General features: G+C 71.3%; 20 protein-coding genes. 5 read left to right on the top strand and 15 right to left on the bottom strand.

The window, feature by feature from the left end; all coding sequences use genetic code 11:
* The first annotated feature begins 173 nt into the window (after nucleotides 1–173).
* The gene (locus ACZ5XZ_RS31010) at nucleotides 174–1,382 is read left to right on the top strand and encodes an ABC transporter ATP-binding protein (RefSeq protein WP_468983974.1); all 1,209 of its coding nucleotides are present in this window, start codon (nucleotides 174–176) and stop codon (nucleotides 1,380–1,382) included.
* 34 nt (nucleotides 1,383–1,416) lie between these two features.
* Here the strand turns inward: ACZ5XZ_RS31010 and ACZ5XZ_RS31005 are convergent, their stop codons facing one another.
* From ACZ5XZ_RS31005 to ACZ5XZ_RS30980, 6 genes are all read right to left on the bottom strand, one after another.
* A complete protein-coding gene (locus ACZ5XZ_RS31005; protein WP_468983971.1) occupies nucleotides 1,417–1,902 on the bottom strand; it encodes a DUF3180 domain-containing protein in 486 nt (161 codons plus the stop codon).
* 122 nt (nucleotides 1,903–2,024) lie between these two features.
* Entirely contained in the window at nucleotides 2,025–2,618 is a 594-nt protein-coding gene (gene folK, locus ACZ5XZ_RS31000; protein WP_468983970.1) for a 2-amino-4-hydroxy-6-hydroxymethyldihydropteridine diphosphokinase, read from the bottom strand.
* Nucleotides 2,615–2,974, bottom strand: coding sequence for a dihydroneopterin aldolase (gene folB / locus ACZ5XZ_RS30995; RefSeq protein WP_384428063.1), 360 nt, complete (start codon nucleotides 2,972–2,974; stop codon nucleotides 2,615–2,617). The genes folK and folB overlap by 4 nt, the downstream gene beginning before the upstream one ends.
* Before the next feature lie 445 nt (nucleotides 2,975–3,419).
* Nucleotides 3,420–3,890, bottom strand: a complete 471-nt coding sequence (locus ACZ5XZ_RS30990; protein WP_468984107.1) for a nuclear transport factor 2 family protein — start codon at nucleotides 3,888–3,890, stop codon at nucleotides 3,420–3,422.
* 5 nt (nucleotides 3,891–3,895) lie between these two features.
* Nucleotides 3,896–4,837, bottom strand: a complete 942-nt coding sequence (gene folP, locus ACZ5XZ_RS30985) for a dihydropteroate synthase (RefSeq protein WP_468983968.1) — start codon at nucleotides 4,835–4,837, stop codon at nucleotides 3,896–3,898.
* A gap of 124 nt (nucleotides 4,838–4,961) precedes the next feature.
* Nucleotides 4,962–6,809: a phosphatidylglycerol lysyltransferase domain-containing protein gene (locus tag ACZ5XZ_RS30980; RefSeq protein ID WP_468983965.1), complete on the bottom strand. Its 1,848-nt coding sequence runs from the start codon at nucleotides 6,807–6,809 to the stop codon at nucleotides 4,962–4,964.
* A gap of 142 nt (nucleotides 6,810–6,951) precedes the next feature.
* Between ACZ5XZ_RS30980 and ACZ5XZ_RS30975 the strand changes: the two genes are divergently transcribed.
* On the top strand, nucleotides 6,952–8,067 hold the full coding sequence (locus tag ACZ5XZ_RS30975; protein ID WP_468983963.1) for an alpha/beta hydrolase: 1,116 nt from the start codon (nucleotides 6,952–6,954) through the stop codon (nucleotides 8,065–8,067).
* 57 nt (nucleotides 8,068–8,124) lie between these two features.
* Here the strand turns inward: ACZ5XZ_RS30975 and folE are convergent, their stop codons facing one another.
* The 6 genes from folE to dacB form a co-directional block, all read right to left on the bottom strand.
* Nucleotides 8,125–8,730, bottom strand: coding sequence for a GTP cyclohydrolase I FolE (gene folE / locus ACZ5XZ_RS30970; protein ID WP_467662519.1), 606 nt, complete (start codon nucleotides 8,728–8,730; stop codon nucleotides 8,125–8,127).
* Nucleotides 8,731–8,851: 121 nt separating this feature from the next.
* Nucleotides 8,852–10,864: an ATP-dependent zinc metalloprotease FtsH gene (gene ftsH, locus ACZ5XZ_RS30965; protein WP_468983959.1), complete on the bottom strand. Its 2,013-nt coding sequence runs from the start codon at nucleotides 10,862–10,864 to the stop codon at nucleotides 8,852–8,854.
* A gap of 235 nt (nucleotides 10,865–11,099) precedes the next feature.
* Nucleotides 11,100–11,639 carry a hypoxanthine phosphoribosyltransferase gene (hpt, locus tag ACZ5XZ_RS30960; RefSeq protein WP_384428194.1) on the bottom strand — a complete coding sequence of 180 codons (540 nt, stop codon included), beginning with the start codon at nucleotides 11,637–11,639 and terminating at the stop codon, nucleotides 11,100–11,102.
* A gap of 102 nt (nucleotides 11,640–11,741) precedes the next feature.
* Nucleotides 11,742–12,749 (bottom strand): tRNA lysidine(34) synthetase TilS, encoded by a 1,008-nt coding sequence (gene tilS, locus ACZ5XZ_RS30955; protein WP_468983957.1) that lies wholly within the window; start codon nucleotides 12,747–12,749, stop codon nucleotides 11,742–11,744.
* Nucleotides 12,750–12,940: 191 nt separating this feature from the next.
* A complete protein-coding gene (locus ACZ5XZ_RS30950; protein ID WP_468983954.1) occupies nucleotides 12,941–14,083 on the bottom strand; it encodes a zinc-dependent metalloprotease in 1,143 nt (380 codons plus the stop codon).
* A gap of 540 nt (nucleotides 14,084–14,623) precedes the next feature.
* Nucleotides 14,624–16,201, bottom strand: coding sequence for a D-alanyl-D-alanine carboxypeptidase/D-alanyl-D-alanine endopeptidase (gene dacB / locus ACZ5XZ_RS30945; RefSeq protein ID WP_468983951.1), 1,578 nt, complete (start codon nucleotides 16,199–16,201; stop codon nucleotides 14,624–14,626).
* Between the two features lie 86 nt (nucleotides 16,202–16,287).
* Here dacB and ACZ5XZ_RS30940 point away from each other — a divergent pair, with 86 nt between their 5' ends.
* On the top strand, nucleotides 16,288–16,782 hold the full coding sequence (locus tag ACZ5XZ_RS30940) for an inorganic diphosphatase (protein WP_017949744.1): 495 nt from the start codon (nucleotides 16,288–16,290) through the stop codon (nucleotides 16,780–16,782).
* A 71-nt stretch (nucleotides 16,783–16,853) separates the two neighbouring features.
* On the opposite strand, the gene ACZ5XZ_RS30935 is transcribed toward ACZ5XZ_RS30940, so the two are convergent.
* Together ACZ5XZ_RS30935 and ACZ5XZ_RS30930 are read right to left on the bottom strand one after the other, a co-directional pair.
* Nucleotides 16,854–18,563, bottom strand: a complete 1,710-nt coding sequence (locus ACZ5XZ_RS30935; protein WP_468983949.1) for a threonine/serine exporter family protein — start codon at nucleotides 18,561–18,563, stop codon at nucleotides 16,854–16,856.
* A 172-nt stretch (nucleotides 18,564–18,735) separates the two neighbouring features.
* Nucleotides 18,736–19,443 carry a DedA family protein gene (locus ACZ5XZ_RS30930; protein WP_468983946.1) on the bottom strand — a complete coding sequence of 236 codons (708 nt, stop codon included), beginning with the start codon at nucleotides 19,441–19,443 and terminating at the stop codon, nucleotides 18,736–18,738.
* A 198-nt stretch (nucleotides 19,444–19,641) separates the two neighbouring features.
* Here ACZ5XZ_RS30930 and ACZ5XZ_RS30925 point away from each other — a divergent pair, with 198 nt between their 5' ends.
* On the top strand, nucleotides 19,642–20,010 hold the full coding sequence (locus ACZ5XZ_RS30925) for a YbjQ family protein (protein ID WP_468983944.1): 369 nt from the start codon (nucleotides 19,642–19,644) through the stop codon (nucleotides 20,008–20,010).
* A 55-nt stretch (nucleotides 20,011–20,065) separates the two neighbouring features.
* Here ACZ5XZ_RS30925 and ACZ5XZ_RS30920 read toward each other — a convergent pair whose 3' ends face one another.
* Nucleotides 20,066–20,824, bottom strand: coding sequence for a MerR family transcriptional regulator (locus tag ACZ5XZ_RS30920; protein ID WP_468983941.1), 759 nt, complete (start codon nucleotides 20,822–20,824; stop codon nucleotides 20,066–20,068).
* A gap of 115 nt (nucleotides 20,825–20,939) precedes the next feature.
* Here ACZ5XZ_RS30920 and leuE point away from each other — a divergent pair, with 115 nt between their 5' ends.
* Nucleotides 20,940–21,605 carry a leucine efflux protein LeuE gene (leuE, locus tag ACZ5XZ_RS30915; RefSeq protein WP_468983939.1) on the top strand — a complete coding sequence of 222 codons (666 nt, stop codon included), beginning with the start codon at nucleotides 20,940–20,942 and terminating at the stop codon, nucleotides 21,603–21,605.
* Nucleotides 21,606–21,757 lie beyond the last annotated feature (152 nt).

Below are 21,757 nucleotides of genomic sequence, written 5' to 3'. Positions count from 1 at the left end.
GCTCGTCACCTCCCCCGTCCCTGTCGCACACCTTTGCGGTGGCTTTCTGCGACCCTAAACCCCGCCACTGACAATCGGCCCGGCCCCGCAGCTCACCGGCTGCATCGCCATCCGCGCGCAACACCGCGTTCACAGGGCCCCGGCCACAATGGGCCCGTCGACAAGGGGAAACCATGATCCGCTTCGAGCACGTCACCAAGAGCTACGCCGACGGTACGAAAGCCGTGGACGACCTCACCTTCGAGGTCGCCGAGGGGGAACTCGTCACGCTCGTCGGCCCCTCGGGCTGCGGCAAGACCACCACGATGAAGATGGTCAACCGCCTCGTCGAGCCCACCAGCGGCCGCATCCACCTCGACGGCGAGGACATATCCACCATCGACCCGGTCCAGCTGCGGCGCCGCATCGGCTACGTCATCCAGCAGGTCGGGCTCTTCCCCCACAGGACCGTCCTGGACAACACCGCCACCGTCCCGCACCTCCTCGGCCGGCCGCGCGGCAAGGCCAGGGCCCGCGCCGCCGAACTCCTCGACCTGGTCGGCCTGGACCCGTCGACGTACGGCGACCGCTACCCCGACCAGCTCTCCGGGGGCCAGCGCCAGCGCGTCGGCGTGGCCCGCGCGCTCGCCGCCGACCCGCCCGTGCTGCTGATGGACGAGCCCTTCGGCGCCGTCGACCCGGTCGTCCGCGAGCACCTCCAGAACGAGTTCCTGCGGCTGCAGTCCACGCTCCGCAAGACGGTCCTGTTCGTCACCCACGACATCGAGGAGGCGGTCCGGCTCGGCGACCGGATCGCGGTCTACGGGGCCGGGCGCATCGAGCAGTTCGACACCCCCGCGACGGTGCTGGGCGCGCCGGCGACCCCGTACGCCGCCCGGTTCGTCGGCGCGGACCGGGGCCTGAAGCGGCTCTCCGTCACGCCCGTCGACCCCGGTGATCTCGAACAGCCGCCGGTCGTCCGCCTCGACGATCCCGCGGCCCGCGCCGCCGAGCGGCTGACCTCCGAGGGCGCGCCCTGGGCGGTCGTCCTTCAGGCCGACGGATCACCGTACGGCTGGGTGGCGGCCGCGGCGCTCACGGGAGCGGCGGGCGGCCCGCCGGCGGGCCGCGGTCTCGACAAGGCCGCCTCCGGGGGCACTGTCCGTGAGCACGCCCGGCGGATGGACGCCTGGCTGCCGCTCGGCGCTCCGCTCAAGGACGCGCTCAGCGCGATGCTGCGGCACGACGCCGGCTGGGTCGCGGTCCGCGACGGAGAGCGCCATCTGGGTGTCCTGACGCCTGCCGGGCTGCACGGCGCGCTGCGCCGGTCCACCGCCGCGGACGCCGGGAACCTCCCGCGCGGCGAGGTGTTGCTCGACACGGTCCCGGGCGCGGGAGCCTGACCGCGGCCGACGGCGGATCGCGGCGGCCGCGACGTCACACCGCGGCGTCCACCCCGCCGTTTCCCTCGTCGTCGGGAAGCTTGCAGACCCGCTCCAGGAAGATCGCCGCGGCGACCACCGCCGCCCCGGCGAGCACCGACAGACCGGCGTAGATCGCCTGGTCCCGGCGCGGTGCGACATCGAGCCCGGCGGTCAGCATGAAGACGCCGACGCCGCCGTAGAGACCCGCGACCAGCGACGCCACCAGGGCGCTCGCCTGCCCGAAGACCACCGCCCGGGCGGCCACCAGCGGATCGACGCCCTTCGCGCCGGGCCGGCGCTCTCGCTGGGCGCGCAGCCGCGAGCGGAGCGAGAGGGCGGTGGCGGCGAGCACCGCGGCGATCAGTGCCAGCACGATCGGCGCGGCCACCGGCACGCTGGGCAACGTCCCGAACGAGTCCCACAGCCGGGCGCCGCCCCAGGCCAGCACCCCGGCCGCCAGAAACAGCCCGACCAGCACCTTGATGTGTAGCTGCTTCACCGAGCGATCGCCCCTCGCACCGTCATGACCATCCCTGCCGTCACGACCATCTTGCCGTTATGGCCGCGCTGTCCGTTCCGTACGCATGCCTCCCGCAGGGAACCGACCCGCAACCCTAACGGCTACTCCGGCAGCCGCAGTTCCAGATCCGCCCGCGGCGCCACGCCGGCGTGGCCGATCGACGCGAGAAGTTCGGCCACCGCGCCGCGCCCGGGGACCACCGCTTCCGGGTCGATGTCGTGCCACGGCACCAGCACGAACGCCCGCTCGTGGGCGCGCGGGTGCGGCAGCGTCAGCCGCGGGTCGTCGGAGAGGACGTCCTGATAGGCGAGGATGTCCACATCGATGGTGCGCGGGCCCCAGCGCTCGTCGCGGACCCGCTCGAAGGCCTCCTCGATCGCGTGTCCGCGCTCCAGGAGGGAGTCCGGCGGCAGCGTCGTCTTGATGAGCACCACGGCGTTGAAGTACGACGGCTGGCTGCCCGGTGCCACGCCCCACGGCTCGGTCTCGTACACCGGGGAGACCGCCTTGACCCGCAGACCAGGGGTGTCCTCCAGCGCGTCGACGGCCCCCTGGAGGGTCTCCAGGCGGTTGCCGAGGTTGCTGCCGAGGGAGATCACGGCGCGTTTGGGGTTGGAGAGCGTCACGTCGGCGGCGTCAACCTGCTCCACCACCGAGGCGGGCACCGGCTGTACGGTCGGGTCACTGCTGCTCATACTCGGCTCCGAGTGATGGTGATGGTCACGTCGTCGAAGGGGACGGTGATCGGCGCGTCCGGCTTGTGCACCACCACCTCCACTTCCTGCACGCCCGCGTGCTTGAGGCACTGGTCGGCGATGCGCTCCGCCAAGGTCTCGATGAGGTCGACGGGCTCGCCCTCCACGACGGCCACCACCTCCTCGGCCACGACCCCGTAGTGCACGGTCTTCGCGAGATCATCGGAGGCAGCCGCCTGGCGGGTGTCCAGACCGAGGACCAGGTCGACGATGAAGGTCTGGCCTTCCTCGCGCTCACGGGGGAAAACCCCGTGGTGGCCCCGGGCCTTCAGCCCACGCAGCGCGACACGATCCACGCGAATCACTCCCACTGGTCCACGGCACCTCTGGCGCCACTGATCGTCGGTTCCGGGCAGGCGCCGGAGCGATCCGGCAACACTGCCCCGCCATCGAATCTACCTTCGAGCACCGACAGTCCTCGCCCACGGGGGCTATGGACAAGACCCCGACCTGCTGCTAGGCGCGGCGCGCCCCGCGGGCCGGGAGATCGTCCGCGCGGCCTCTTACCCCCCTGCCCACGCCCCACCCCTACCCGTGCCGCACTTGGCTCGAACGGGTGCGCCCCCGCCCGGACGGCTGACGCCCGCCGCTGACGCTTTGCGCAGGCCATCGCCGTGAGCGCAAGGGCGGGCGGCCATGGCAAGGCTCACACGCCGCCCCGCCCGGGCCCGTGGAAACGCCGTTGCGCCCGGGACGGCCCGCTCAGCGGGCGTACGCACCCGGCACGCGCGAGGACTTAGCTCACAGGGCGTCCTCGTCGCCCTCGCCGTCCCCTTCCTCGTCCTCCTCGTCCTCGCGGTCCGCCAGCACCGGCGAGCCGTGGTGCGACCACACCCGCCAGCCGTCCTCCGTGCGCCGGAAGACGTTGGTCGCGACGACCAGCTGGCCGATCAGCGGCCCCACCGAGCCGTCGTCCTCGGCGGGCCCGCCGCTGAGGATGTTCTCGGTGCACGTCACCAGCGCGGTGTCGCCGATGACATCGATCTCCACGTCCGTGAGGAAGAACTGGATGTACTCGGTGTTCGCCATGATCAGGGCGTACGAGCGGAGCACCTCGCCGCGCCCGCGCAACACCGGCCAGCCGGGGTGGACCACACTCACCTGACCGTCCAGCCACAGCTCGGACAGCGCCTCGTGATCGCCGCGCTCGATGGTCTCGTACAGGGTCGTGTTCGCCTGCTCGACCAGCTCGATGTCCGTCCGTGGGCCCAAGCCGCTCACACCGCTCCCGTCGTGGTCGCCGTCGTCCCGTCCGTCTTTCCGTCAGCGGCCGGGCCGGCCGCGTCCCCCTTGGCGGACGCTGCCGCCGCACCCTCCACGGCACGGGCCACCCGTACCGCGTCCGCGCTCGCCCTGACCTCGTGCACCCGCACCGCCCAGGCCCCCTCTCGCGCCACCATCGCCGATACCGCCGCCGTCGCGGCGTCCCGCTCCCGGGCCGGCGGCGGGGCGGCTCCCTCGCCACCTGCCAGCACCCTGCCCAGGAACCGTTTCCTCGAAGCCGCCACCAGCAGTGGCCGGCCCAGCGCCCGCAGCCGCGCCAGTTGGGCGACCAGCGCCAGGTCGTGCCCGGCTTCCTTGGCGAAGCCCAGCCCCGGGTCGATGACGATCCGGTCCGGGTCGATGCCGCCGGACACCGCGCGGTCCATGGCCTGCGCGAGCTCCTCGACGACCTCCGCGACCACGTCCCCGTAGACGGCGCGGTTGTTCATGTCGATGGACTGGCCGCGCCAGTGCATCACGACGAACGGGACGTGGTGGGCGGCCACCACCGGCACCATCGCCGGGTCGGCGGCGCCCGCGCTGACGTCGTTGACCAGCCGCGCCCCGGCCCGGACCGCCTGCTCGGCGACCGAGGCGCGCATGGTGTCGACGGAGACCACCGCGCCGGCCGCGGCCAGCTCCCGGACGACCGGGACGACCCGGCGCAGCTCCTCGGCCTCGTCCACCCGCGCGGCGCCCGGCCGGGTCGACTCGCCGCCCACGTCGACGATGTCGGCGCCCTGCGCCACCAGGTCGAGACCGTGTTTGACGGCGAGTTCGGTGTCGAACCACTCGCCGCCGTCGGAGAACGAATCGGGCGTCACGTTCACGACGCCCATCACCGCGCAGCGGTCCCAGTCCGGCAGTCCGGCCACCTGGCCACGCAAGGTACTCATGGCACCAGCGTAGGCCGTGTGCCGACCGGCCGGATTGCGGCCGTCGCGTGCGGGTACGCGCCCGCCGCCGGGCCCTCGTGGCGCGGGGCGCGCGCCCTGCCCGGGCGGCCGGGCCGGGCGCCCGTCAGGCCGCCCGCTCGACCGCGCCCGCCGCGTGGACCGGCTCCACCGTGTGCACGCACGGCCGGGGCTCGGCGGCGTTCCCGCGGCGCAGTACGCGCGGCAGGCGCAGCTCCAGATAGCCCTCGGCCTGCAGCGCCGCCAGACCGATGCGCGGGATGTCACGGCTGTTGCGGAAGACCACGAAGCGGGGCTCCCAGCGTGGCCGGAACTTGTCGTTGAACTTGTAGAGCGACTCGATCTGGTACCAGCGGGACAGGAAGATCAGCATTCCCCGCCAGACCCGGATGACCGGACCGGCCCCGAGCTTCTCCCCGCGCTCCAGGGAGGAGCGGAAGACCGCGAAGTTCAGCGACACCTGCTTGATGCCGAGGTCGGGTGCGGCCTGCAGCGCGGCGACGATCAGCAGCTCGTTCATGCCGGGGTCGGCGCCGCGGTCACGCCGCATCAGCTCCAGGGAGATCCCGTTGTCGCCCCACGGCACGAAGTGCTGCATCGCCTTCAGATCGCCGTAGGGGCCGGGCTCCTCGCCCTCGGCGACGGGCAGGTGCGCGGTGGCGATCACCGCGTCGCCGTCGGCCACCGCGTCGATCCGGCCCAGCGCCATGGAGAAGCCGCGTTCGGTGTCGGTGTCCCGCCAGGCGTTCGCGGCCTGTTGGATCCGGTCCAGCTCGGCCGGGTCCAGATCGCGCACCCTTCGCACCCGGGTCTCGTAGCCGTTGCGCTCGATGCGCTTGACCATCTGCCGCACGTTGCGCATCGCGCGCCCGGAGAGGGTGAAGTCGGCCACGTCCACGATGGCCTCGTCGCCGAGCTCCAGGGCGTCCATGCCGGTCTCCCGGGTCCACACCTGGCCGCCGGTCTCGCTGCAGCCGGTGACCGCCGGCGTCCAGGAGTGCGCCCGCGCCTCCTCCATGAAGCGCTCGATGGCGCCCGGCCAGGCCTCGACGTCCCCTATCGGGTCGCCGCTGGCGAGCATCACGCCGGAGATGACCCGGTAGCAGACCGCGGCCTTGCCCGACGGGGAGAAGACCGCGCCCTTGTCGCGGCGCAGCGCGAAGTAGCCGAGCGAGTCCCGGGCGCCGTGGCGGGCGAGCAGCTCGCGCAGCCGCCCCTCGTCCTCGTCGGTCAGCCGGGCCGCCGGGTGCTCGGGGCGGAAGGCGAGGTAGGCGGTGGTGGCCACGGTCAGCAGGCCCAGCGCGCCGAGCGAGTAGCCGACGGTGTAGTCGACCTGGTGGGTGTAGCCGACCGGGCCCTCGAAGCCGAACAGGCCCCACAGGACGTGCTGGGCGCGCTCCCAGAAGGACGGCGAGCCGACGATCTTGTGGGGGTGGGAGCTGACGATCACCATGCCGATGGCGAAGCCGGCCCCGCCGAGGACGACGAGGTTGGCCACCGCCTTCCAGCGGCTGCGGGGATCGGGCAGCGCCGCGAACTCCCGCCGGTGCCACACCAGGAACACCAGCAGCGCCAGCGAGAGCAGCGCTCCGAAGACGGAGTGGCGGTACACCAGCTGGGCGGCGATCCCCACCGGGAGCAGCGCCACGGCCGCGCCCCAGGCCCGCCGCTTACGCCGTTTGAGTCCATGGGCCAGCAGGAGCAGCAGGATGCCGACGACAATGGAGGCGGCGGCCGCCAGCGGGCTCACCGCGCCCGGCAGCACCTCGGCGAGGGCGTGCACCCGGCTGTGCCGGAACCGCGGAAACACCCCGGCGGCCAGGTTCAACAGGCCGACGACCACTCCGGCCGTTCCGACGACCCCCGGCACCGACTCCGGCCGCGGGCCACGGAGCCAGCGTGGCGTGCGCCACGCAACCTTCCCCGACTTTTCGCCATCTAGCCTGTCAGACATCACTTTCCCGTCGCCCCGGTCGAGAGAACGTGCGAGCCTTGTCGCAGCATCTGGACTTTTTGCGCCCTGTATGACGGCGTTTCAGGGCTCGGGGTTCCCATAGCGGCACGGGATGGCCCGGCCGCCCGGAAGAAAGCACCTCATGGGTCTCACCAGCAAGAAAGTGCTGCTTCTTGCCGTCCTCGTCGCGGTGGCACTTTTCATCCTCACCATCTGGCTCTGGCCGCGCCTGTCCAAGGGGAACTGGCGCGCCGTCCTGGGACGCGTCGGGCTCCTGCTGGCGACCCAGCTCTCCGTGTTCGCCGCGGTCGGCCTGTCCGCCAACAATTCCTTCGGTTTCTACGCGTCCTGGGCCGACCTCCTCGGCCAGGAGCAGGAGCCGGGCGTGGTCACGAACTACCAGAGCGGGCCGAACGGCACCAAGCTGCGGATGCTGGGCACCGAGCGCATCAGCGTCCAGAACGGCTCCCGGCCCGCGGCCGCCGGCCGTATCGACAAGGTGCTGATCCAGGGCGAGCATTCCAAGATCGCCAGCCCCGCATTCGTGTATCTGCCGCCGCAGTACTTCCAGAAGAAATACGCGAACAAGAAATTCCCGGCGGCGCTGGTGCTCACGGGCTACCCCGGCACGGCGGAGGCCCTGTACAAGAAGCTGCATTTCCCGCAGACCCAGCACGAGCTGCTCAAACACCGCAAGATGCAGCCGACCGTCCTGGTGATGATGCGGCCGACCGTGGCGCCGCCCCGCGACACCGAGTGCGTCGACATACCGAACGGCCCGCAGACCGAGACGTTCTTCACCAAGGATCTGCGCGCGGATATCGCCGAGCACTACCGAATAGGTCGCGAGGCCAAGAACTGGGGAGTCATGGGCGACTCCACCGGCGGCTACTGCGCACTGAAGATGACCATGCGCCACCCCGAGGCGTACTCCACCGCGGTCTCGCTCTCCGGCTCGTACAGGGCGCCGCTGGACGCCACCACCGGCCCCCTCTTCGGCGGCAGCAAGCGGCTGGAGCTGGAGAACAACCTGCTGTGGCGGCAGCGCCACATGCCCGCTCCGCCGGTGAACCTGCTGGTCACCAGCAGCAAGCAGGGCGAGAGCAACTACCAGCACACGCTGCGCTTCATCGAGGAGACGAAGTCGCCCACCCGCATCTCGTCGATCATCCTCGACAGCGGTGGCCACAACTTCAACACCTGGCGCCGCGAGATTCCGGCGGCCCTGCAGTGGATGGGCAGCCGGCTGAAGGCCTGACGGCAACGGCCGTCGCGGCGGCTTACGTCCCCGCCGCGACGGAATCGCCCCCGGGCGTCAGCGCGCCAGTATCAGGCTCATGGCCTCGGCCCGCGTCGCCGCGTCCCGCAGCTGGCCGCGGACGGCCGACGTCGTGGTCTTGGCACCCGGCTTCCGCACCCCGCGCATTGTCATGCACATGTGCTCACACTCGATGACGACGATCACGCCGCGCGGTTCCAGGATCTCCATCAGGGAGTCCGCGATCTGCGTCGTCAGCCGCTCCTGGACCTGTGGACGGCGGGCGAACACATCGACCAGCCGGGCCAGCTTGGACAGGCCGGTGATCTTGCCGTCGGTGGACGGGATGTAGCCGACATGGGCCACGCCGACGAACGGCACCAGGTGGTGCTCGCAGCTGGAGACCAGCTCGATGTCCTTGACCAGCACCATCTCGTCATGGCCCAGGTCGAAGGTGGTCGTCAGCACGTCCTCCGGCTTCTGCCACAGGCCGGCGAAGATCTCCTTGTACGCCCGTGCCACCCGCGCCGGCGTCTCCAGCAGCCCCTCACGGTCCGGGTCCTCGCCCACCGCGATGAGCAGCTCGCGGACGGCGTTCTCCGCACGCTTCTCGTCGAACGTGCCGATCTTGCCGTCGACGCCCAGCGTCACAGGGTCGGTCATGTGGTGCCTCGTTCCTTCTGCGCCCGCTCAGCAGCGCGGGTGGAATCGCGAAATGCCGCGCCCCCCAGGCTAAACCTGAGGGGCGCGGCATTTATTCCGGGGGCCGGGTGGCCCGAGGAGATCAGCTCTCTGTGCGCGGCTCCTCGGAAGCCTCCGCCTTCTCCGTCGAGACGGTGGCCGTCGTCGTCACGGAGCCGTTGGCCGGGGCCAGCTCCTTGGGCGACAGCACCGGCGGGCGGCTGGAGGGCGTACGACGCGACGAGCCGGTCCACGCCGGGCGGGCCGGGCGCTTGACCACGTGCTTGAAGAGCTCGGCGATCTCCTCCTTGTTGAGCGTCTCCTTCTCCAGGAGCGTCAGCACGAGGTTGTCGAGGATGTCGCGGTTCTCGACCAGGATCTCCCACGCCTCGTTGTGCGCGGTCTCGATCAGCTTCTTGACTTCCTCGTCGACCAGCGCGGCGACCTCCTCGGAGTAGTCGCGCTGGTGACCCATCTCACGGCCCAGGAAGGGCTCGGAGTTGTCGGTGCCGAACTTGATCGCGCCGAGCCGCTCGGTCATGCCGTACTGCGTGACCATCGCGCGGGCCGTGGCCGTGGCCTTCTCGATGTCGTTCGCGGCACCGGTGGTCGGGTCGTGGAAGACCAGCTCCTCCGCCGCGCGCCCGCCCAGCATGTACGCCAGCTGGTCGAGCATCTCGTTGCGGGTGGTGGAGTACTTGTCCTCGTCGGGCAGGACCATGGTGTAGCCCAGAGCCCGGCCGCGGGACAGGATCGTGATCTTGTGGACCGGGTCGGAGTTCGGTGAGGCCGCCGCAACCAGGGCGTGTCCGCCCTCGTGGTACGCGGTGATCTTCTTCTCCTTCTCGGACATGATCCGGGTCCGCTTCTGCGGGCCGGCCACGACGCGGTCGATCGCCTCGTCCAGGAAGTGGTTGTTGATCAGCTTCTCGTCGCCCCGGGCCGTCAGCAGCGCGGCCTCGTTCAGGACGTTCGACAGATCGGCACCGGTGAAGCCGGGGGTGCGCTTGGCGACGGCCGAGAGGTCGACGTCCGGCGCGACCGGCTTGCCCTTCTGGTGGACCTTGAGGATCTCCAGACGGCCCTGCAGGTCCGGGCGGTCGACGGCGATCTGCCGGTCGAAGCGGCCGGGGCGCAGCAGCGCCGGGTCGAGGATGTCCGGACGGTTCGTGGCGGCGATCAGGATGACGCCGCCCTTGACGTCGAAGCCGTCCATCTCGACCAGGAGCTGGTTGAGGGTCTGCTCGCGCTCGTCGTGGCCACCGCCCAGGCCCGCACCGCGGTGCCGGCCGACGGCGTCGATCTCGTCGACGAAGACGATCGCCGGGGCGTTCGCCTTGGCCTGCTCGAAGAGGTCACGGACCCGGGAGGCACCGACACCGACGAACATCTCGACGAAGTCGGAGCCGGAGATCGAGTAGAACGGGACGCCCGCCTCGCCGGCGACGGCACGCGCCAGCAGCGTCTTGCCCGTTCCGGGCGGGCCGTACAGCAGCACGCCCTTGGGGATCTTGGCGCCGACGGCCTGGAACTTGGCCGGTTCCTGCAGGAACTCCTTGATCTCGTGGAGCTCCTCGACGGCCTCGTCCGACCCGGCGACGTCCGCGAACGTCGTCTTGGGGGTGTCCTTGGTGATCAGCTTCGCCTTCGACTTCCCGAAGTTCATCACCCGGGAGCCGCCGCCCTGCATCTGGTTCATCAGGAACAGGAAGACGACCACGATGAGGACGAAGGGGAGCAGCGAGAGCAGCACACCGACGAACGGGTTCTGCTTCGACGGGGAGACGGTGTACCCGTCCTTGATTTCGCCGGTCTGGTATTTGGCCTGCAGGTTCTTCGCCAGATCGACGCCCTGGTCGCCGATGTAGCTTGCCTGGATCTTGTTGGAGCCGTCGACCTTGTTGGAGCCGGACAGCTCGACCTTGATCTTGTTCTCGTCACCGGTCGTCAGCTCGGCGGACTTCACCTTGTTGTCAGCGATCGCCTTGACGACCTGACCGGTGTCCACCGTTTTGTAGCCGCCGGACGAGCCGACGACCTGCATCAACACGACCACGGCGAGGACGGCCAGCACGATCCACATGACCGGCCCACGGAAGTATCGCTTCACGTCCATCCATACGGAGCCGTCAACGGCCCCGTCCCTCCTGCCACAGTGAGGCACAACGCCCTCTGAGGGCTGGTCGTGCGTACGGTGTATTACTGGCCCGAAAAAGAACTGCCTTCGGACGGTACCCCAGCATTGTCACCCGGCGCCTGCGCCGGGAGTGAACATGCAGCCGAGGATTCCGCTCACCCTGCTCCAACGGCGGGAGACCCGAAAGGGTTCCCGCCGGTCGGAAGTGACGGTCTCAGCCGCCGTAGACGTGCGGGGCGAGGGTGCCGACGAAGGGCAGATTGCGGTACTTCTCCGCGAAGTCCAGGCCGTAGCCGACGACGAACTCGTTGGGGATGTCGAAGCCGATCCACTTCACGTCGATGGCGACCTTCGCCGCGTCCGGCTTGCGCAGCAGCGTGCACACCTCCAGGGAGGCGGGCTCGCGCGAGCCGAGGTTGGACAGCAGCCACGACAGCGTCAGGCCGGAGTCGATGATGTCCTCGACGATCAGGACGTGCTTGCCCTTGATGTCGGTGTCCAGGTCCTTGAGGATGCGGACCACACCGGAGGACTGGGTGCCCGCGCCGTAGGAGGACACGGCCATCCAGTCCATCGTGACGGGGGTGGACAGCGCACGCGCCAGGTCCGCCATCACCATCACGGCGCCCTTGAGGACACCGACGATGAGCAGGTCCTTGCCCGCGTACTCCGCGTCGATCTTCGCAGCCAGCTCCGCCAGCTTCGCGTCGATCTCTTCCTTGGTGATGAGTACCGACTGAAGGTCGGCGCCCATGTCCTTGTCGTCCACCCGTGCCACTCTCGCTCGGTTCGGTGTTCACGCCAGTCGTGAGACTGCAGAAGTCGTGGGACTTCACAGGCCGGGCAGCTCTGCGGCTCAACCCTGCCGAATGACCAGTCTGCCACCCTGCCGGCGGACACCCACCCGCCCGGGGAGGTTGATGGCTCCCTGCCCCCGCCAGGCGGTGATCAGCCGGTCCACTTCCTCGATGTGGCGGGCGAAGAGCGAACCGGCCGGGGAACCGGCGGCGATGACCGCCCGGCGCAGCACCCGGCGGCGGACCGCGGGCGGCAGGGCGAACAGGGCGGCGACGTCGAGGGTGCCGGAGTCGTCGAGCACCGTGCCCTCGGCCGCGGCGGCCCAGGCGTCCAGCGCGTCGGCGTCGTCGCGGGAGAGCTGGGCGGTACGGGCCAGCGCCTCGACGACGCCCTTGCCGAGCGCCTTCTCCAGGGCGGGCAGCCCTTCGTGGCGCAGCCGTGAGCGGGTGTAGGCGGGATCGGCGTTGTGCGGGTCGTCCCAGACGGGCAGCGACTGGATGAGGCAGGCCTTGCGGGCGGTCTGGCGGTCCACGTCCAGGAAGGGGCGCCGGTAGCGGCCGCCCGTCCCGGAGCTCGCGGCCATCCCGGAGAGCGAGCGGGTGCCGGAGCCGCGGGCGAGGCCGAGGAGCACCGTCTCGGCCTGGTCGTCGCGGGTGTGGCCGAGGAGGATCGCGGCGGCGCCGTGGCGCTCGGCGGTGGCGTCGAGGGCGGCGTAGCGGGCGTCCCGGGCGGCGGCCTCGGGGCCTCCCTCGCGGCCCACGGTGACGGCGACGACCTCTACGGGGTCGAGCCGCAGGGCCCGCATCCGCAGGGCGACCTCGGCGGCGCGAAGGTCGGAGCCCTCCTGGAGGCCGTGGTCGATGGTGACGCCCCCGGCGCGGACGCCCAGCTTGGGGGCCTCGAAAGCGAGAGCGGAGGCGAGCGCCATCGAATCGGCGCCGCCGGAGCACGCGGCGAGCACGAGCGGGGGCTCGTGCCGGTCCTGTGCGCAGTGGTGGGTGAGCACGTCGTGGAGTACGCGGCGGACCGCCAGGCGTATCGCGGCGACCGCTGGATGGGGACCCATGTCCGTTTCCAATCGTTCAGCTGGGGAGCCTCAGCCGGTGAGGGCGTTTTCGTCACACAGAGTGCCTAGATGGTGACAGAGGCGAGCGGTTCCCCGAGCATTGCACGCCTATCCCTCGCCAACGGTCCCTCAGACGGGTGATTGAAGGGGCGCTCTTCTGCCACGCGGCGTGCCCAGCTCACAACGTTCCTCTACGGTGCCCCGTCCGCCTTGCGGTGCACCCGCGCGATCCAGTCCGCCGGTTTGGCGATCTCTTGTTTGGTGGGGAGCGTGTTCGGCGATGTCCAGATCCGGTTGAATCCGTCCATGCCGACCTCCTCCGCGACCGCACGCACAAAGCGCTCGCCGTCGCGGTATTGCCGCAGCTTGGCGTCCAGACCGAGCAGTTTACGCAGCGCCAGGTCGAGCCGGCCGGCACCGCTGGCCCGCCGCTTTTGGAACTTCTCCCGGATCTCGGCGACCGAGGGCACGACATCGGGCCCCACGCCATCCATCACATAATCCGCGTGCCCCTCCAGAAGGGACATCACCGCCGTCAACCGCCCGAGGATCTCGCGCTGCGCGGGTGTCTGCACGAGATCGACGAGCGAGTGGCCCTCGTCGCCCTGCTCGCCCTCGGGCTTGGCGCCGGCCAGCGACTGGGCGGCCTCGCGCAGCCGCTCCAGGAGGGTGCCCGGATCGATGTCGGTCTCACCGAGGAACGACTGGATCTCGCCCTCGATGTGGTCGCGCAACCACGGGACGGCGGTGAACTGGGTGCGGTGGGTCTCCTCGTGGAGGCACACCCACAGCCGGAAGTCGTGCGGTTCGACCTCCAGCTCGCGCTCCACATGGACGATGTTCGGCGCCACGAGCAGCAGCCTGCCGCCCTGGGCCGCGGCCGGCAGGCTCCGGGAAGCCGGCGCGAACGTCTCGTACTGGCCGAGGACCCGCGACGCCAGGAACGACAGCAGCATGCCCAGCTCCACGCCGGTCACCTTGCCGCCGACCGCGCCGAGCACCGCGCCCCCGGGGAGCGTCGAGCGGCGGTCCTCCATCTTGGCCAGCAGCGGCTTGAGCACGGCCCGGAACCCCGCGACGTTGGCCCTGATCCAGCCGGGCCGGTCCACGACCAGAACCGGTGTGTCATGGGGTGTCTCGCCCGTCGCGTCGGGCTGCGCCATCCGCGTGAAGGCGCGCACATGCGCCTCGGAGGCCTTGGCGTGCTTGCGCAGCTCGGCGACGATCGCCCGCGCCTCGTCCCGGCTCACCTCTGGGCCCGGCCGTACGAAACGGGTCGCGGTCGCCACCGCGAGATTCCAGTCGACCATCTCGGCTCCACCGATGCTCGTCATGAGTTCACCGTACGGGGCTGGGGGGAGGGCTGGTAGCCGGTTTCGCTGCGCCTTGCTGCTTCCCACGTTGTCGGCTTTCCCGCCGTGGGGGTTGTTCGCCGTTGCGCCTGCGGCGGGCCCCTCCGCTGCGCTTTGCTGCCGCCGACTCGTCTGGCTTTCTCGCCATTGCGGCGGGCTGGTGCCGCTGCGCGGGGCGTTTTCGGCAGCGGGTGCGCCCCTCCGGACTCCGTCCTGCGGTCCGCCCCCTCCCGTGGGTGGGGGAAGGAGACCGGTGGGCCTGAACGTCGGCGTTCGTGTGCCGGTAGTCGACGGACGGGGCCCGCCCCCATCGGCCTGTTCACCATCCACCCACGGGAGGGGACAGACCGTAGGACGGAGTCCGTAGGGCTGTCACCGCAGCCGACAAACAAACGCCCGCCGCAGGCGCAACGGCGAGACGGCACCACGGGGCCGCACCCGAAAAACAACCGCCCGCCGCCAGGCGCAACGGCGAACAACCACCACGGCGGGAAAGCCAAAAACGTGGGAAGCAACCCAGCGTCAGCGGCATCCGCAATTGGCCACCGCAGATGCCAAGTTGTCCAGGGCCCGCTGCGCGCCCTGCGCGTCCGTCGTGCCGGTGGTCATGAAGGCGAAGACCAGGAGGCGGCCGTCGGCGTCGACGACGGTGCCGGCGAGGGTGTTCACGCCGGTGAGGGTGCCCGTCTTGGCGCGTACGGCGCCGGCGCCGGCGCTCTGGCCCGCGTAGCGGTTGCTGAGGGTGCCGGTGAACGCGGCCACCGGCAGGCCGGTGACCACCGGGCGCAGGGCGGAGTGGTCGGGGGCGGAGGCCGCCAGCAGGAGGCGGGAGAGCAGGGCGGCGCTGACCCTGTCGGCGCGGTCCAGTCCGCTGCCGTCGGCGAAGACGGCGCCGGAGAGGGGGAGGCGGAGGCGGGCCAGTGCGGTGCGTACGGCCTTGCCGGCGCCGGCGAAGCTGGCCGGCTGGCGGGAGCCGATGGCGGCCTGGCGGGCCAGGGCCTCGGCGATGTCGTTGTCGGAGTAGGTGAGCATCCGCTCCACGAGGGCGGACAGCGGCAGGGAGTGCGCGGTGGCGAGGCGGTCGGGCCGCGCGGGGGCCTTGGCGGCGGAGGGCTCGCCGTCGACGGAGATGCCGCGCTGGTGGAGGAGGTCGGCGAAGGTGCGGGCGGCGGCGTCGGCCGGGTCCGCCGCACGCGGTGCGGGGCCGTGCTCGCTGTCGTCCAGGCGGGCCTCGTCGGCCATCAGCGCGGTGACCGGGGCGAGGTTCTCGTTGGGGCCGATGGGGTGCTCGACGGGGCCCGAGTAGGCGGAGGTGTCGTAGCCGAGGCTGACCTTGGTCAGGTGGCGGCGCTGGAGGGCGCGGGCGGTGGCGTCGGCGAGGGTTTGCAGGTTCGCGGGCTGATCGGCGGCGCCCTGCCGGGGGGCGCGGGCGGTGAGGGTGGGGTCGCCGCCGCCCACGAGCACGATGCGGTTCCTGCCGCCCATGACGACGGTGGTGTCGATGCGGTGATCGGGGCCGCGGGTGGCCAGGGCCGCGACCGCGGTGGCGATCTTGACGGTGGACGCCGGGGTGGCGGCCTTGGTCTGGCCGGCGCCGAAGACCTCGCGGCCCGCGGCCACGTCGAGGACGGAGGCGGTGCGCAGCGGGCCCAGCGCCGGATCCTCCAGCAGCGGGTCGAGGGCGTCGCCCAGCCCCTCGCTCGTGGGGACGGGGGCGGCGCCGCGGCCGCCCGCGGCGCCGGTCGTGCGGCCGCCGAGTGCGGGCAGCACCGGCGGTGCGCTGGGCCGGGCACCGGGGTCCGCGGCGTGATGCTCGCCACTGGCACCGTCCAGCACGGCCGCCTCCGCGCGCTCGGCCGTACGCTGACCGGAGTCCCACGGGCCGGCCGCCGCCACCGCGGCGATCGCGACCGCCAGCCCGGTGGCTGCGGAGACCGCCGTCAGCTGCCAGGTTTGCTGGGTGTGGCGCGGTATGGCCTGCCAGGCCTGCCGCGCGGCGTCGGCCGCCGCCTGTGCGCGCTGTCCCGCCGCGCGGGTCGCCGCCCGCGCGGAGCGCTGCACCGACTGCCATCTGACCTGCCATGTTCTGGTCTCCGGCACCTCGGACCAGCCCCTTTCGCCACCACACACCTGCGTGGGGGACACTTAATCACCAGACGTATGTGTTGATCATGGAGGAGCCACCCGTGGAGTTCGACGTCACCATCGAGATCCCGAAGGGTTCGCGGAACAAGTACGAGGTGGACCACGAGACCGGTCGGATCCGCCTGGACCGTCGACTCTTCACCTCGACCAGCTACCCGGCCGACTACGGCTTTGTCGAGAACACCCTGGGCGAGGACGGCGACCCGCTGGACGCCCTCGTCATCCTGGACGAGCCGACTTTCCCCGGCTGCCTCATCAAGTGCCGCGCCATCGGCATGTTCCGTATGACGGACGAGGCCGGCGGCGACGACAAGCTGCTGTGCGTCCCGGCGTCCGACCCTCGGGTGGAGCACCTGCGCGACATCCACCACGTGTCGGAGTTCGACCGCCTGGAGATCCAGCACTTCTTCGAGGTCTACAAGGACCTGGAGCCCGGCAAGTCCGTCGAGGGCGCCAACTGGGTCGGCCGCGCCGAGGCCGAGGCCGAGATCGAGGCCTCCTTCAAGCGCCTCGAGGCGCAGGGCGGCGCGCACTGACGCGCTGATTTTCCTACGCGAACGGGCGGCACCCAGTCGGGTTGCCGCCCGTCGTGCGTGAGGGGGTCGTTCTAGAACCCGCGGGTGCGCTTGGCCGCGCGGCGGCCGCCGGCCTCCTCCTGGGTGGTGGGCGCGCGCAGGAACAGCCGGGCGACCTCGGCGCCGAGGTTGACCCCCACGGCGATGGCCAGCGCCAGCGAAGCGGCCTGGACCAGGGACGTCAGGCCCTGCGGCAGGTGGCCCTGGGCGAAGTTGAGCAGGCCGAAGTACGTGGCGCTACCGGGCAGCAGCGGGCCGATGGCGGCGGTGACGTACGGCAGCGCGGACGCATAGCGGTAGCGGGAGAGCAACTGGCCGAAGAGGCCGACCAGTCCGGCCGCGATGGCGGTGGCGGGCACCGGATTGATGCCGGCGACATAGACCAGCGCGCCGTAGACCACCCAGGCGACGCCGCCGTTCAGGGTCGCGAAGGCGACAGTGGAACGTTCCTGCTGAAGCAGCACGCAGAACGCCAGCGCCAGCAGCATCGACGCGATGATCTGCACCAGCGGCTCGTTGTAGATGCCCAGTGCCTGCTCGGGGTCGATCCGCTTGAGTCCCGGGTTCAGCTGCAGGCCGATGTAGAGCACGCTGAGCACGCCGACGACGATGCCGACGATGAGGTAGCCGACCTCCAGCAGGCGGGCGGCGGCGGTGATGTAATAGCCGGTCAGCCCGTCGTGGACGCCGGCGACCAGCGCCCGCCCCGGGATCAGCGCGAACAGCCCACCGGTGATGACCGCGGAGGCCTGCACATTGGCGTGGGCCAGGCCGAAGGCGACGCCCACGGCGGCCGGCGGCATCGCCGCGACCACGAACTGGTAGAACTCCGGCAGCCCGCGCCCGGACGCGAGCCAGGCCAGCCGGTCGCCGAGCATCGAGCCCACCGCGGCCGCGAGGAACACCAGCGCCGTACCGCCGACCAGCATGGACGCGGCACCGGACAGCAGGCCGGAGGCCACCGTCAGCGCCCAGCTCGGGTAGGGGTGGCGGTTACGGCGGATCTCGGCGAGACCGCGGTAGGCCTCTTCGAGGGTGATGCCCTCGGAGGTGATGTCGTCGACGAGCCGGAAGACCGCGGACAGCCGGGTGTAGTCGACGCCGCGGCGGCGCACCGTCCGGCTGGCCGTGACCGGGTCGTCGACCAGTGAGGGCTGGTACGAGATCGACAGCAGGGTGAAGGTGACGGTCGGCTCGACCCGCTCCAGCCCGTAGGCGTGCGCGACACCGAACATGGCGGCCTCGACGTCCTCCGCGCCCTCGCCGCCGGCCAGCAGGATCTCGCCGATACGCAGCGTCAGGTCGAGCACGCGGGGCACGGCCGGGCCGGTCTCCTCGTCGCCGCGCTCCACGCGTTCGGGGATCGGGCGCTCGTGGACCGGCATGCGCAGCATGGTCCGCATCCGGTCCTGCCAAGGGGCTTCCTTGGTGAGGCTGACGGCCGGGATGCCGTGCGGCGGGGTGAACGCCAGGCCGAGGGCGGTGGCGCCGACGGGGGTGGGCAGCGGGGTCTGCCCGGTGGTGCCGCCGGGCGGTGCGAAAGCGGAGCCCTCCGGCTCGGTGGGCGCCTCCGGACGCAGACCGGTGGGGAGGGCGAACTCGGAGGTGGGGTGCTCCTCCTCTGGTGGCGGGGGCAGGGGGACGCCGAGCGGCGGGGTGAAGGCGGAGTGCGCCTCGTCCGACAGGGGCTTACGGTCCTCGGGTCCGCCCGTCTGCTCCGATACGTGTGGGTCCGACGCCACAGGTCTTCGCTCCTTGTTGGCCTCCTGGGGGATGGTCAAGGACACGATGCCTGATGCCGGGTCGGCGCGCTTGCCCGGGGCGTACATAGCCGGTCACCGCGCGGTGCCGGGCCGCCCGCGCCCTTGCCGGAGGCGGGTGCGGAGGGGCGGGACGGGCCCGCCCCGTGGCGGGTCAGCGCTTGGCGTGCCGGCCGCGGCGGGGCTCCGCCGGGGCGCCGTGCGGCCGCGCGGGGCCGGACTCCGCCGCCGGCTGCTGCGTCTTCGCCTTGCCGCGGGCGCGCAGGAACTCGATGGCGATCGGGATCACGGAGATCAGCACGATCGCGACCAGCATCATCTCGATGTTCTTGTGGACGAACTCGATGTTCCCGAGCAGCGCGCCGAGCAGGGTGACGCCCGCGCCCCACAGCGTGCCGCCGATGATGTTGAAGGTGAGGAAGGAGCGGTAGTTCATCCGGCTCACACCGGCGACGATCGGTGTGAAGGTCCGCACGATCGGCACGAAGCGGGCCAGGATCAGCGACTTGGGGCCGTACTTCTCGAAGAAGTCATGCGCCTTCTCGACGTTCTCCTGCTTGAACAGGCGGGAGTCGGGGCGCTTGAAGAGCGCGGGCCCGACCTTCCGGCCGAAGAGGTAGCCGGCCTGGTCGCCCAGGACGGCGGCCAGCACGACCAGCGAGCACACCAGCCACAGCGGCTTGTCCAGCTTGTTCGTGGTCACCAGCAGACCGGTGGTGAACAGCAGCGAGTCGCCCGGCAGGAAGAAGCCGATCAGCAGGCCGGACTCCGCGAAGACGATGACCAGGACGCCGATCAGGCCGAATGTCGCGATCAGATAGTCCGGGTCCAGCCACTGGGGGCCGAGCGCGAGAGTATTCACGGGGTGAAGGCTCCTGGGTCGAGGGCGCCGGATCGTGCGAGCGACGGGGTTGCAGGCGCGTGTGCGGCCCAAAGCTATCAACGCCGTGCTACCCCCCGTGGTTCCAGACGTACCTCGCCGGCCTCCACCCGACCGCTCCCCGACCGCTGGCCGAGCCCCCGGGGCCGGGTGATGCTGGCCACAAGGAGGTGCGCACCCATGGGTATCGACGAGTACGGCGGTGGGCAGCAGGAGCAGTCGGACGTCCTGGTCGTGACGACCAACGACGTGCCGGGGTTTCACGTGGATCGGGTGATCGGCGAGGTCTTCGGCCTGACCGTGCGCTCCCGCCACCTCGGCAGCCAGATCGGCGCGGGCCTGAAGTCGCTGGTCGGCGGCGAGCTGCGGGGGCTGACCAAGACCCTCGTCGAGACCCGCAACCAGGCGATGCAACGGCTGGTGGAGCAGGCCCGCTCCCGCGGCGCGAACGCGGTGCTGATGTTCCGCTTCGACGTCACGGAGGCCGCCGACGTGGGCACCGAGGTGTGCGCCTACGGGACGGCCGTGGTGATCGCGCCGAAGAGCTGAGCCGGTCGGCGGCACACCCGTACGGGCCGGAGGCGGGTGCTCCGGCCCGTACGGATCACTGGTGGCGGGCGGCGTTGGCGACGATCGCGTCGCGCAGGTAGACCGCGAGACCGGGCCTGATCGCCTCGAACGTGGCGGTGAAGCGCTCATCGGCGACGTACATCTCGCCGAGGCAGGTGTGGAACTCGTGGGTGCACGTGTAGGACGCGCCGTCCATGAACCGGCGGTGCTCCTCCGCCACGTCCATCGCGGCCTCGGAGCCGGCCGGCACCCCCTGCCCGAGCAGGTCCGCCATCTTGCGGTGGATGGCGTCGAACTCCGCCATCAGCCGCTTCCAGTCGTCCTTGGTGTACGTGGCCGCCCGGCGCTGCGACTCCTTGTAGGCGTCGGTGTGCCCCCAGCGCTCCTCGGCCTCCGCCGCGTACTGGTCGGGGTCGAAGTCCCCGAAGGCCTCGAACTTCTCCTCCGGTGTGAGGTTGATGCCCATTCTGCGTGCCTCCATCGCGTGTTGGACGGCCGCGGCCATCTCCTGGAGTCGGCCGATCCGCGCGGTCAGCAGCTCGTGCTGGCGCCGCAGGTGCTCCTGCGGGTCGGTGGTCGGGTCGTCCAGGAGGGTCGCGACCTCTTCGAGCGGAAAGCCGAGCTCCCGGTAGAACAGGATCTGCTGCAGCCGGTCCAGGTCCTTGTCGCCGTAGCGGCGGTGACCTGCGTGGTTGCGTTCGCCGGGCAGCAGCAGTCCGATCTCGTCGTAGTGGTGCAAGGTGCGCACCGTCACGCCGGCGAAGGCCGCGACCTGCCCTACCGAATAGCTCACTTCCGCTCCCTTCTCGGTACGCGCTCCACGATGTGTCCTCACGCCGCGTGAGGTGCAAGTCCGCATGCTGAAAAATCCGGTGGCGGCGGTATCGGGGGGTGAGATCCTGCCACCCATGCTGGGGATAACGGATCTGTCCACCTATTTGGTGGGGCTGGCGCTGATCATTCTGCTGCCGGGCCCCAATTCGCTGTACGTGGTGTCGGTGGCGGCCCGGCGCGGGCCCCGGGTGGCGTACCGGGCGGCGGCCGGTGTGCTGTGCGGCGACACGGTGCTGATGACGCTGTCGGCGGGCGGGGTGGCCTCGCTGCTGCAGACCAGCCCGGTGCTGTTCGCCGTCGTCAAGTTCGCCGGCGCGGGCTATCTGACGTGGCTCGCGGTCGGGATGCTGCGCGGCGCCTGGGCGCTGTGGCGCGGCCGGGAGGCGCGCCGGGCCGAGCGGACGGAGGGGGCGCCCAAGGCGGCGAAGGAGGCCGTCGAGCGGCCGTTCCGCCGGGCGCTCGTGGTCAGCCTGCTCAACCCGAAGGCGATCTTGTTCTTCATCTCCTTCTTCGTGCAGTTCGTGGACCCGTCCTACGCGCACCCGGTGCTGTCGTTCCTGACGCTGGGCGCCTGGGCGCAGCTGTTCAGCTTCACCTATCTGTCGATCCTGATCTTCAGCGGGACGTTCCTGGCGGCGACCTTCCGGCGGCGCAGGCGGCTGACGGCCGGGCTGTCCGCGGGCGCCGGCGCGGCGTTCCTCGGCTTCGCGGCGAAGCTGTCGCTGGCGAGCGCGGGCTGAGCGGAGCTCTTCGGAGCGGATCGATCCGGGTGCGGGGGGGGGGGGGGGGGGGGGGGGGGGGGGGGGGGGGGGGGGGGGGGGGGGGGGGGGGGGGGGGGGGGGGGGGGGGGGGGAGGGGGGGGGGGAAGGGGGGGCGGAGACGGAATCGGCTC

This window comes from Streptomyces sp. NPDC033270 (assembly GCF_055576575.1).
Note: the sequence above shows the minus strand (reverse complement) of the source record. Positions and strands in the feature narration are given on the sequence as shown.